The organism is Flavobacterium sp., assembly GCF_032153895.1.
Classification (GTDB): Bacteria; Bacteroidota; Bacteroidia; order Flavobacteriales; family Flavobacteriaceae; genus Flavobacterium.
Genome location: NZ_JALDYN010000004.1, coordinates 73,003 through 85,011, shown reverse-complemented (window position 1 = coordinate 85,011; position 12,009 = coordinate 73,003). Strand labels below are relative to the sequence as shown.

10 protein-coding genes are annotated in these 12,009 nt (G+C 37.5%); all 10 read left to right on the top strand.

The window, feature by feature from the left end; all coding sequences use genetic code 11:
- The 10 genes from RUH60_RS03160 to RUH60_RS03115 all read left to right on the top strand — a co-directional run bounded on the left by RUH60_RS03160 (window position 1) and on the right by RUH60_RS03115 (window position 11,980).
- Window positions 1-966 carry a stage II sporulation protein M gene (locus tag RUH60_RS03160; protein ID WP_313805334.1) on the top strand — a complete coding sequence of 322 codons (966 nt, stop codon included), beginning with the start codon at window positions 1-3 and terminating at the stop codon, window positions 964-966.
- Window positions 963-1,919, top strand: coding sequence for a hypothetical protein (locus tag RUH60_RS03155; RefSeq protein WP_313805331.1), 957 nt, complete (start codon window positions 963-965; stop codon window positions 1,917-1,919). Before RUH60_RS03160 ends, RUH60_RS03155 begins: the two co-directional genes overlap by 4 nt.
- Window positions 1,912-2,658, top strand: coding sequence for a DUF4129 domain-containing protein (locus tag RUH60_RS03150; protein WP_313805328.1), 747 nt, complete (start codon window positions 1,912-1,914; stop codon window positions 2,656-2,658). The genes RUH60_RS03155 and RUH60_RS03150 overlap by 8 nt, the downstream gene beginning before the upstream one ends.
- A complete protein-coding gene (locus RUH60_RS03145) occupies window positions 2,659-3,855 on the top strand; it encodes a DUF4350 domain-containing protein (protein ID WP_313805325.1) in 1,197 nt (398 codons plus the stop codon). It begins immediately after the preceding gene.
- A gap of 12 nt (window positions 3,856-3,867) precedes the next feature.
- Window positions 3,868-4,899 (top strand): MoxR family ATPase, encoded by a 1,032-nt coding sequence (locus tag RUH60_RS03140; RefSeq protein ID WP_313805322.1) that lies wholly within the window; start codon window positions 3,868-3,870, stop codon window positions 4,897-4,899.
- The gene (locus RUH60_RS03135; protein ID WP_313805319.1) at window positions 4,899-6,230 is read left to right on the top strand and encodes a DUF58 domain-containing protein; all 1,332 of its coding nucleotides are present in this window, start codon (window positions 4,899-4,901) and stop codon (window positions 6,228-6,230) included. The genes RUH60_RS03140 and RUH60_RS03135 overlap by 1 nt, the downstream gene beginning before the upstream one ends.
- Window positions 6,231-6,286: 56 nt before the next feature.
- The gene (locus RUH60_RS03130; RefSeq protein WP_313805316.1) at window positions 6,287-7,219 is read left to right on the top strand and encodes a DUF2167 domain-containing protein; all 933 of its coding nucleotides are present in this window, start codon (window positions 6,287-6,289) and stop codon (window positions 7,217-7,219) included.
- 80 nt (window positions 7,220-7,299) lie between these two features.
- Window positions 7,300-8,088 (top strand): RNA methyltransferase, encoded by a 789-nt coding sequence (locus RUH60_RS03125; protein ID WP_313805313.1) that lies wholly within the window; start codon window positions 7,300-7,302, stop codon window positions 8,086-8,088.
- 27 nt (window positions 8,089-8,115) lie between these two features.
- Window positions 8,116-9,669: a serine hydrolase gene (locus RUH60_RS03120; RefSeq protein ID WP_313805265.1), complete on the top strand. Its 1,554-nt coding sequence runs from the start codon at window positions 8,116-8,118 to the stop codon at window positions 9,667-9,669.
- A gap of 88 nt (window positions 9,670-9,757) precedes the next feature.
- Window positions 9,758-11,980 (top strand): RelA/SpoT family protein, encoded by a 2,223-nt coding sequence (locus tag RUH60_RS03115; RefSeq protein WP_313805262.1) that lies wholly within the window; start codon window positions 9,758-9,760, stop codon window positions 11,978-11,980.
- The last annotated feature ends 29 nt before the right edge of the window (window positions 11,981-12,009 follow it).

The following is a 12,009-nucleotide window of genomic DNA, read 5'->3' as shown; positions in this document are numbered from 1 at the left end:
ATGAGAGAAGTTGCATTTATAAGACAAAATAAAGAAAAATGGCTTGAATTTGAGCAAGCAATTTTCGGAAAAAAGAAAAAAAATCCAGATGAACTCGCCAGTTTGTACATTCATTTGGTAAACGATTTGTCTTATGCGCAAACGTATTACTCTAAAAGTAAGACAACTGTTTATCTGAATTACTTAGCTTCTCAAATTTACCAACGGATTTATAAAACCAAACGCGAAGAGAGTAATCGTATTGTTTTTTTCTTCAAAACCGAAGTTCCGCTTATCTTGTATCAGTACCGACGTTATTTGCTTTACGCATTTATCCTTTCGTTTCTTTGTACAGCAATTGGTGTAATTTCGGCTCATAACGATGCAACTTTTGTTAGGTTGATTATGGGCGATGCGTATGTTAACATGACTTTGGAAAACATCGAAAAAGGTAATCCTGTAGCAGTTTATAAAAGCGGTAGTAATTGGGGAAGTTTCATCGGAATCACCTTAAACAACTTAATTGTTGGCGCCAAATGCTATATCTACGGAATTTTTGGTGGCATCGGTACTTTTCTGGTGATGATTCAGAATTTCATCATGCTGGGCTCGTTTCAGTATTTTTTCTATCAGGAGGGCGTTTTGTGGGAAAGTGTTCGCGGGATCTGGATTCACGGTGCTATGGAAATTTTTGCCATTGTAATTGAATCGGCGGCGGGCTTTGTTTTGGGTGCCAGCATTTTATATCCGAAAACTTTTTCCAGACTACATTCGTTTAAAATCGGATTTAAAGACAGCTTGAAAATCTTTCTGAGTACTACGCCGTTTACATTTGCTGCCGGTTTTCTAGAAGGTTTTATCACCCGTTATTCCATTGACATGCCGCGTGTTCTTAATGTTGCAATTATAGTTGGAACGTTGGCTTTAATTTCCTTTTATTTCTTAGTTTATCCTTTTATCGTTAATCGAAAAATCAATAAAAAATGATGTTCCAGTTATTCAAAAAAAGAAACTTCAGCGAGTTTGTAAGTGATACGTTTACCTTTTTCAAAATGTATGGCAAACATTACTACCGCAATTATTTCATCATCAACGGAGGTTTTTTGTTGTTGCTGCTGGTCATCATGTTCTTCTTGGGAAAAGTCTATTTTGAAGGCATTTTTTCCAATTTCGGTGTTCAGAATTTTGACGGAAGTAGTCCGATTGACACTTTCCTGAACGACAATCTTCCCATGATAATTGGTTTGGGAATTTTAATGATAATTGCTGCAATATTCCTGAGCATTTTAAGCTATGCTTACCCGGTTGCGTATTTGAAATTATTGGAGAAAAAAGAATACGCCGAAACCAGTGAAATTATCGATGTCATCAAAAGTAAAATCGGTAAAATCATCGTGTTTTTCATTGCTTCAATTTTCATCATGATTCCACTAATGGTAATTATTATGATGCTGAGTTTTGCTTTGGTATTCATTATCATTGGAATTCCGTTGCTGTTTATTGTAATCCCGGCGTTAATGTGCTGGTTTGCCTTTGCTTTCTACGATTACATTTCAACCGAAAAAGGGTATTTCGATGCTTTAGGAAGCGGATTCAACTTATTACGCCAAAAATTTTGGCCAAGCGTTGGTTCAACTGCGGTTATGTACATGATTATGCAAATTGTAATCGGTATCGTTTCTATGATTCCTTATATTTTCGGAATGGTATCAATGTTTACCTCATTAGAAAGTCAAAATGGAGGACAAATGCAACCAGAAAACATGTCTTTCTTTATGATTATGATGGGATTAGCGATGCTGCTTTCGTTATTGCTGAACTTCATTTTCCAGAATTTCCTTTTAATCAATCAGGGAATTATGTATTACAGCATTCGTGAGGAAAACGAGAACAACACACCCAAAAGTGAAATCGATTTAATCGGAACAGCAAGTGAATAATTTCCGATTTTACATACTATTTCTTTTTACGCTTTCCGCTTTTGCACAGGCCGAAATCATTGATGCCAACCCACCTGAAGCAAGCGGTTTTACTATTCATATTGATGAAGATTCTGTGATACAAAAATCGTTTCGGGAGAATTTTCAAAACGATTATAAATCGAAAGATTTTATGTACGAAACCATAGCACCAAAGCAAACCTCAAAATGGGAAAGCTTCAAAGCCTGGTTGCGCAATTGGCTGGACAAGATTTTTTCTTTTGGAGATAACAGCAATTCATCGACACTGGATATTTTCATCAAAATTTTAGCGATTGCCGTTGTACTTTTTGTCGTGTATCTGATTGTAAAAGCATTGCTTGACAAGGAAGGCGGTTGGATTTTCGGCAAATCTTCAAAGAAAAAAATCAGGGTTTCCGAACATCTGGAAGAAGATATTCATTCCATCGATTTCAAATCCATGATTGATAAAAACAAAGCCGACAACAATTACCGATTAACCATTCGGTACTATTATTTGTGGCTGTTGAAGAAAATGTCGGACAGTCATGTTATTGAATGGGACATCGAAAAAACCAATTCCGATTATTTGTATGAAATTCAGCGTGCAGCATTAAAGGACAATTTCCAGTATCTGTCTTATATCTACGATCATTGTTGGTACGGTGAATTTGCGTTAGACCATACTTCATTTGCTAAAGCCGAAAAAGCCTTCATTTCAACTATAAATTCCATCTAAATGAACAGAACTCTCAAAATATACTTGGCGCTTCTGATTCTAATTATTATCGGAATTTTTGCTCTGGATGCTAACCGACCGAAACCTATTGTGTGGACGCCAACGTATGCTGTTAAAGACAAAATCCCTTTCGGTCTTTACGTTTTAGACCATGAAATGAAGCATTTGTTTCCGGATGATAAAATAGAGCGTTTCGGAAATACGTTTTACGAATATTTTTTAGACAAATACGATTACGAAGATTCGACCTACACCGTAAAAGGCAACATTTTTATGGTAAGTGAATACGATCAGATTGACAAAAGTTCTCTGGACGAAGTCATTTGGTTTGTAGAACACGGAAATTCGGCTTTTTTGAGCATGAAAGACTTTCCGGAAGCCTTGAAAGATTCCCTGAATTTTGAAACGGAAAACTTCTTCGATTCGGAAAACGAATTGAAATTATCCTTAGCCAACAAAGCTTTTCCAAAGAGAAAATATGCATTTGACAAAGGTGTTGGCTTTACTTATTTCAATGAAATTGACACTTTGCGCAGTACCGTTTTAGGGTATCAGGAAGGAAAATCAGGTAAGAAAGTGAACTTTATCAAAATTCCTTACAAACGCGGTAATTTTTATTTACACACCCAACCTGCAGCTTTCTCTAATTATTATTTACTGAAAAAAGAACATCCGAATTATTGCGCCAACTTGTTATCCTATTTACCAAAAGGAACGATTTTCTGGCAAGCGAAAAGCTTCGGAAATGAAACGGTTTCCAGCTCACCGATGCGTTACATTTTGAGTCAGCCGGCATTAAAATGGGCTTGGTATCTTTTCTTAATCGGAACAGTTGTGTTTATGATTTTCAACGCCAAACGGAACCAAAGAATCATACCTGAGAAAATTCCATTAGCCAATACAACGGTTGATTTTACCAAAACCATCGGGAATTTGTATTTGCAGGAAGGCGATCATCATACTATTATCGGCAAGAAAATCATCTACTTTTTAGAAAAAATACGAACCGAATATTTGCTCGACACCTTTGATTTGGACGAAACTTTCGTAAATCGCCTGCATCAGAAAACCGGGAAAGACAAAGCCGATATCGAACACGTCATTCGATTAATAAAAAAACACAGAAATCATCTCGAAAGCACTGAAAATGATGTAATTGAAATGAGTAAAGCCATTGAAAAATTAGCAAAGAAATAAAACCAAAGTACTATGGAGACTTTTGAAAATACACCGGAAAATCTAGAAAATATTTCGCAGCCAACGTCTGAAAACGTAAATTTTGAAACCCGAATCAATTTAGCGCCACTGCTTCAGAGCGTTCAGGAAATTAAAGCCGAAATCGGAACCGTAATTGTAGGACAACACAAAATGATTGACCAGTTATTGGTTGCTGTTTTATCCAACGGTCACGTACTTTTGGAAGGTGTTCCCGGCGTAGCGAAAACCATCACGGCAAAATTGCTTTCTAAGACGTTAGATTTGGATTTCAGCAGAATCCAGTTTACTCCGGATTTGATGCCGTCGGATATCATCGGAACTTCGGTTTACGATTTGGCGCAATCAAAATTTAACTTCAAAAAAGGACCGGTTTTCTCGAATTTCGTTTTGATTGATGAGATCAATCGTGCTCCGGCTAAAACGCAAGCCGCACTATTCGAAGTAATGGAAGAACGCCAAATTACCGTAGACGGAACCGCTTACCCGATGGAAACTCCGTATTTGGTAATCGCGACCCAAAACCCTATTGAGCAGGAAGGAACGTATCGTTTACCGGAAGCGCAATTGGATCGATTCTTGTTCAAAATCAGTATCAATTACCCGAATCTGGAAGAGGAAATCCATATCCTTCAGAAAGAAAATGCGTTGCAGGACAACAACAAACTGGGTAACATCCGCAAGATTTTATCGCGTGCCGAAATTGGGAATTACCAAAAGCTGGTTAAACAAATTATGATTGAAAACCACTTGGTGGAATACATTGCGAAAATCGTGATGAACACCCGTGAAAATGCGTTCTTGTATTTGGGTGCTTCGCCGCGTGCTTCTATTGCGATTTTAAACGCTGCCAAAGGTTTTGCTGCTTTACGTGGTCGTGATTTCGTAACACCAGAAGATATTAAAGACGCTGCTGTTCCCGTATTACAACACCGTGTTGTAGTTACGCCGGAGCGTGAAATGGAAGGCATCACTTCAACCGAAATTATCCGTCAGATTATTGATACCGTAGAAATTCCGCGCTAATGCAGTTTTTTAAACGCTTATACTTAAACAATCTCTTTTTTTATGGGCTTTTAGCTATCATAACAGGGTTTGTTTTTGCTTATTTTTTTCCAAGCCTTTACAAAGTGGTTTGGTTGTTATTGTTTGTTTTACTGACCGTTACGCTACTCGACATTTTGTTGCTTTTCCTTCCGAAACAGCCAATAAAAGCGTCACGAAATGTTCCAGAAAAACTATCGAACGGTGATGAAAATCCAATCGTTGTAAAACTAAACAATCAGTATTCGTTTAAGGTTTTTGTGAAGGTGATTGACGAAATTCCGTTTCAGTTCCAGATGCGGGATTTTGAAATAAAACGAACCATTTCGGCACACACCAAAGATAAATTCGAATACCATTTGCGTCCGACTGAACGCGGTGAATATTTCTTCGGAAACCTAAACATTTACATTGCCTCGCCTTTGCGTTTGGTTTCGCGTCGGTTCAAGTTTGACCATAACAAAATGGTGCCTACCTACCCTTCGTTCATTCAGTTGCGCAAGTACGATTTGATGGCGTTTTCGAATCATTTGTTTCAGTATGGTTTGAAGAAAATCCGTCGTATCGGGCACACCATGGAATTTGAACAAATTAAAGAATATGTTCAGGGCGACGACATACGAACCTTAAACTGGAAAGCCACTGCCAAGCGCAATCAGTTGATGGTAAACCAGTTTCAGGATGAAAAATCGCAAACGGTTTATATGCTGATTGACAAAGGTCGCGTGATGAAAATGCCTTTTAACGGATTGAGTTTATTGGATTATTCGATTAATGCAAGTTTGGTTTTATCGAACGTGATTCTGAAAAAAGGTGACAAAGCCGGCATGTTTTCCTTCTCCAAAAAGGTGGAAAACCGAGTTATGGCCGAACGTCGTCAGTCGCAGATGAACCTGATTATGGAAAATCTGTACAACATTAAAACGGATTTCTTCGAAAGCGATTACAGCCGATTGTATGTTGATATTAAGAAAAACATCAACCACCGAAGCTTAATTTTACTGTACACCAATTTTGAAACAGTAGACGCATTGCATCGTCAATTGCCCTATTTAAAAGGAATTGCGAAGAATCACCTGTTAGTAGTTGTGTTCTTTAACAATACCGAACTGAACGAACTGATTCACAAAAAAGCAACCACAATTCAAGATGTTTACGACCAAACCATCGCCGAAAAATTTGCTTTCGAAAAGCGATTGATTGTAAACGAATTGCGCAAATACGGAATCTATTCAGTGTTAACGCAACCCGAGAATCTTACTTTAGATACGATTAATAAATATTTGGAGATTAAAGCGAGAGGAATTTTATAGCTGATTTTCAAATTAACTGTATTTTTGCTGACTTAGAAATTATTCAAATTTTATACATGAAAAAAATTTTACTATCTCTTTTGGTTTGTCTAACAATCCTTACCAAAGTAAACTCTCAAAACACCGACTCGCTTAAAGTAGTTTTTGATGAAATCGAAAAATCTCTAAAATACCAAACTGGTAAAATTGAGTTAACCGAAGGAAACGCAAACTTAAACGTTCCAAAAGGTTTTAAATTTCTTGACGGAAAGCAAACTCAATACGTTTTAAAGGACTTGTGGGGCAATCCAGAAGATACCACAATTTTAGGAGCTATACTTCCAGAAAACAAAGGTGTTTTAGGAGACAATAGCTGGTTGTTCGTAATTAATTATCAAAATGAAGGTTATGTAGAAGACGGTGATGCAAAAGATATTAACTATGATGATTTACTAAAAGAAATACAGTCTGATTTAGAAAAAGAAAATTCTGAAAGAGAAAAAAACGGTTTCGAAGCAGTTCAATTATTAGGGTGGGCATCAACTCCTTTTTATGATGAAAAAACAAATGTCTTACATTGGGCAAAAGAAATTAAATTCGGAAAAGCTGAAACCAATACCTTAAATTATGATTTAAGAATACTAGGAAGAAAAGGATTTTATACCGTTTCAGCAGTATCTAACATGAGTGAATTAGCCGAAGTTAAGGCTTCAATTCCAAGTATCTTAAAGAGCGTTCAATACAAAGACGGTTTCAAGTATAGTGAGTTCGATTCCAATACTGATGAAATTGCTGCTTGGACAATTGGAGGATTAGTTGCGGGAAAAGTTCTTGCCAAAACTGGCTTTATAGCTTTACTGGCTAAATTTGGAAAATTTATTGTTATTGGTTTAATTGCTGCTTTTGCAGGTTTGAAAAAGTTTATATTTCCTAACAAGGATCAACAAACAAGAAAAGTATCCGATTCAGTCGCGAACCAAGAAACTAATCCAACAAAAACCGAGGAATAAAAACCAAGAGTGCTTCAAATAATGAAGCACTTTTTTTAGCTCTAAAAATATGATTACTTTTACCTAATAATTTTAGTCTTTTGAAACAAATCAGTTCCGTTCAGAATCCGTACATCAAATCGTTGGTACAACTTCAGGAGAAAGCCAAAACCCGCAAGCAAACGGGCACTTTTCTGATTGAAGGTCAGCGCGAAATCATGTTAGCGCAAAAAGGTGGCTATGAGCTGGAAACGATTTTATTCTTACCTGAATTAATTTCGGAAAACGAAATCCGTCAGCTAACCCGACAGAAGGTTGAACTGATTGAAATTTCTAAAGAAGTCTATCAAAAATTAGCATATCGCGATACTACCGAAGGCATTTTAGCGGTTGCCAAAACCAAATCGTTAGCGTTAACCGATTTACAACTTTCAGAAAATCCTTTAATTTTAGTTGCCGAAGCGATGGAAAAACCCGGAAACATCGGTGCCATTTTAAGAACGGCTGATGCGGCGAATTTAGACGCTGTAATTATCGCTAATCCGAAGAGTGATTTGTACAACCCAAATATTGTTCGTTCCAGCGTAGGCTGTTTGTTTACGCGTCAAATTGCGGTAGGCTCAACGGAAGAAGTTATTGCATTTCTAAAAGCAAAAAACATTTCGATTTACTGCGCCACATTACAGGATTCGACTTTTTATCACACCCAAAACTACACAACACCTTCAGCTTTAGTTGTTGGAACTGAAGCTACCGGTTTAACCAATTCTTGGAGAACGGCCAGTACTAAAAATATTATCATTCCAATGCAGGGAGAAATCGATTCGATGAATGTTTCTGTTGCCGCTGCCATCTTAATTTTTGAAGCCAAAAGACAAAGAGGCTTTTAACCAATTACGAATTAAAAATTACGAATTATGAATTTTCGAGTGATCATCTTAATTTCGGTTCTTTTTATCAGTTTTAGTTCATCGGCACAAATGGCTACTTCTGAAATTGATGTTTTAGTCGAAAAAACCATGAAAGCTTTCGATGTTCCGGGCATTGCGGTTGCGGTTGTGAAAGACGGGAAAGTAATTCACTCCAAAGGTTATGGTGTGCGTTCCATTATTACCAAACAGAAAGTTGACGAGCATACGTTATTCGGGATTGCTTCTAACAGCAAATCATTTACAGCAGCAGCCTTAGGTATTTTAGCAGACGACGGAAAACTAGATTGGGATGATAAAGTTGTCAAATATATTCCAGAATTTAAAATGTACAACAGTTATGTTACCGACGAATTTACCATACGTGATTTATTAACGCATCGCAGTGGTTTAGGCTTGGGCGCTGGTGATTTAATGATTTGGCCTGACGGACATAATTTCACTCCAAAAGACATCATCAATAACATTCAATATTTAAAACCGGTTTCCGGATTTCGAACCAAATACGATTACGACAACTTGTTGTATGTTATAGCTGGCGAAGTAGTTGAACGTGTTAGTGGAAAATCTTGGGCAGAATTCGTTGAAACACAAATCATGAAACCATTGGAAATGAATGCCAGCGTAGGTACTTGGTCACGTTTAAAAGATACGACCAATACTATGGTTCCACATGTTCCGATTGACGGAAAACTAAAAGTAATCACACGTTACAAAAGCCAGATTATGGATGCAGCCGGCGGAATTTATTCTAACATTACTGATTTGAGTAAATGGCTAATCTGCCAGATGAACAAAGGAAAATACGGCGAGAACCAACAACTTTTCAGTGCGAAACAACATACCGAAATGTGGACGCCGCAAACAATACTTCCTAACCGAACTTCTGCACCCTACAATACCCTTTTCAAAGCTTATGGTTTAGGATGGCAACTTTCAGATATAAACGGAAAACTTCAGGTTTCGCACACCGGTGGCTTAGAGGGAAACGTTACGCAAACGCTTATGATTCCTGAGCTTCAATTAGGAATTGTCGTTTTGACGAATCAGCAATCTGGGGCGGCTTTCAATGCTATTTCCAATACGATTAAAGACAGTTATCTGAACATTCCTAATCAGAATTGGGTTGAGAAATATCAAAAGCTAACACAAAATAACGTTGCTGAAGCCGATAAAATAACTACAGAAGTTTGGACAACCGTTACCAAAAACCAAGCCGACAAAACTTTAAAAACCGACACCAAAAAACTAATCGGAACCTTTAAAGACAATTGGTTGGGCGAAATTACCATAATTGAAAAGAAAGGTAAACTGTTTTTCACTTCGAAACGTTCTCCTAAATTATCGGGTGAAATCTTTTTTTACAAAGACAATACTTTCGTGGTAAAATGGTTCAACCGTTATTTTGATGCCGACGCTTTTATGTTTTTCACCTACGACAATCTTGGTTATCTGACCAATATTAAGATGAAACCGATTTCTCCGCTAACTGATTTCAGCTACGATTTTCAGGATTTGGATTTTTATCGTGTTAATCCGTAAAGCACTTTTTTACAACTTTTAAAAATTGAATTGTTGGATTTGGAAATTCATTCGATATCGCTTATATTTAGGTACTGAATGAACGACCATGACAGAAATTGATTTAGAAGCTGAAAACAAGGCAATTGCCAAGGAATATAAAGAATTACTTCGCATCAGTTACCAAACCCTTTCCGAAGAAGACAAAAAACTCATCCGAAAAGCGTTTGACGTAGCTGTTGATGCCCATAAAGACCAACGCCGTAAATCCGGAGAAGCTTACATCTTCCACCCGATTGCCGTAGCTAAAATTGTAGCTGCCGAAATTGGTTTGGGTGCGACTTCAATTGCCGCAGCTTTGATGCATGATGTAGTTGAAGATACTGACACTACTGTTGAAGACATCGAGCGGATGTTCAACCCGAAAATCGCCAAAATTGTTGACGGTTTAACCAAAATGGCGAAGGTAAAAACCGACCAGGAAATTTCCATTCAGGCAGAAAATTTCCGTAAAATGCTATTGACGCTTCATGATGATGTTCGTGTAATTCTCATCAAAATTGCTGATCGTTTACACAATATGCAGACCATGGGTAGTATGGCGGATTATAAACAAGCCAAAATTGCATCGGAAACGCTATACATCTATGCCCCATTAGCTCATCGACTAGGGCTTTATAACATTAAAACCCAGCTTGAAGATTTAGGCTTAAAATACACCGAACCTGTCGTGTACAACGATATTGTCGGAAAAATGAAAGAGACTAAGGAAGAACAGATGCAGTACATCAAATCTATTTCTGATGTATTGCAACAATCTTTGGATGAAGAAGGCATCGATTACACGATGAAAGGTCGTCCGAAATCGGTTTATTCCATCCGCAGAAAAATGCTGGCCCAAGGCGTTACATTTGATGAAGTATATGACAAATTTGCTTTACGAATCATTTACAAATCTGACAATCAGCATGATGAAAAATTCTTAGCTTGGAAAATCTATTCGATTGTAACTGATCATTATCGTCCGTCACCAAGTCGTTTACGCGATTGGATTTCATCACCTAAATCTACCGGATATGAAGCGCTTCACATCACGGTTATGGGACCGAAAGGGCGTTGGGTGGAAATTCAGGTCCGCAGTGAACGAATGGATGAAATTGCTGAAAAAGGTTACGCAGCCCATTACAAATACAAACAAGGTGCAACCGAAGAAAATAGTCTGGACGTTTGGCTGAATCAACTTCGGGAAGCTTTAGAAAATTCAGAAAGCAATGCTGTTGATTTTGTGGAAGATTTCAAACTGAATCTGTACGCAAAAGAAATCTATGTATTTACGCCAAAAGGAGAAATCAAATCATTACCAAAAGGAGCAACTGCTTTAGATTTTGCTTTCAGTATTCACTCCGAAATCGGAATCAAAACTCGCGGAACTCGTGTAAACGGAAAATTAGTTCCTTTAAATCATGTTTTAAACAGCGGTGATCAAATCGAAGTTATCACATCGCCAAACCAAAAACCAACGGCACACTGGCTGGAATATGTTTCGACTTCAAGAGCACGCAACAAAATCAAAAACGTACTGAACGAAAGTACCAAAAAAATTGCCGAAGACGGAAAAGAAATCCTTACCCGAAAACTGCGTCATTTAAAAATCACATTGAATGAACAGACTGTAAACGAACTGGTTAATTATTTCAAATTACAAACCAGTCTCGATTTATTCTATCGTGCCGGATTAGGAACTATCGACAACCAGAAACTGAAAGATTTCGCAGCTCAGAAGAGCAATACGCTGATGAATTTCTTCAAGAAAACCATCAAACGTTCTCCGAGTGCGCAACCTGAACATATCCACAGAGAAGAAATCAGTAAAAACTACGATTTATTGGTTTTTGGTGCCGAACAAGACAAACTGGACTACAAACTATCGACATGTTGTCATCCGATTCCGGGCGACGAAGTTTTTGGATTTGTGACTATAAACGAAGGAATTAAAGTGCATCGTAAAGATTGTCCGAATGCTATCAGTATGCAGTCAAACTTCGCTTATCGTATCATTCAGGCGAAATGGATTGATTCGTCTCAGGAAGAATTCAAAGCTACTTTAAAAATAACCGGAATGGATACTTTAGGTCTTACCAATGAACTTACTAAAGTGATTTCTAACCAAATGACGGTAAATATTCAGAGTATTTCCTTAAGCGGGGAAGCAGGATTATTCAACGGTCAGGTTACAGTTGTCGTTCCGAATAACATTATCCTCAAAAAATTAATTGATAATATTAAAAAGATTGATGGTGTGGATAAGGTTACAAGGGTTACCAACGGATAATTGTTTACAAACTAACATCTGTAAAGTTT

Coding starts and splice junctions, on each gene's coding strand:
- RUH60_RS03160 (WP_313805334.1), top strand. CDS start 1: ATGAGAGAAGTTGCATTTATAAGACAAAATAAAGAAAAATGGCTTGAA.
- RUH60_RS03155 (WP_313805331.1), top strand. CDS start 963: ATGATGTTCCAGTTATTCAAAAAAAGAAACTTCAGCGAGTTTGTAAGT.
- RUH60_RS03145 (WP_313805325.1), top strand. CDS start 2,659: ATGAACAGAACTCTCAAAATATACTTGGCGCTTCTGATTCTAATTATT.
- RUH60_RS03140 (WP_313805322.1), top strand. CDS start 3,868: ATGGAGACTTTTGAAAATACACCGGAAAATCTAGAAAATATTTCGCAG.
- RUH60_RS03135 (WP_313805319.1), top strand. CDS start 4,899: ATGCAGTTTTTTAAACGCTTATACTTAAACAATCTCTTTTTTTATGGG.
- RUH60_RS03130 (WP_313805316.1), top strand. CDS start 6,287: ATGAAAAAAATTTTACTATCTCTTTTGGTTTGTCTAACAATCCTTACC.
- RUH60_RS03120 (WP_313805265.1), top strand. CDS start 8,116: ATGAATTTTCGAGTGATCATCTTAATTTCGGTTCTTTTTATCAGTTTT.
- RUH60_RS03115 (WP_313805262.1), top strand. CDS start 9,758: ATGACAGAAATTGATTTAGAAGCTGAAAACAAGGCAATTGCCAAGGAA.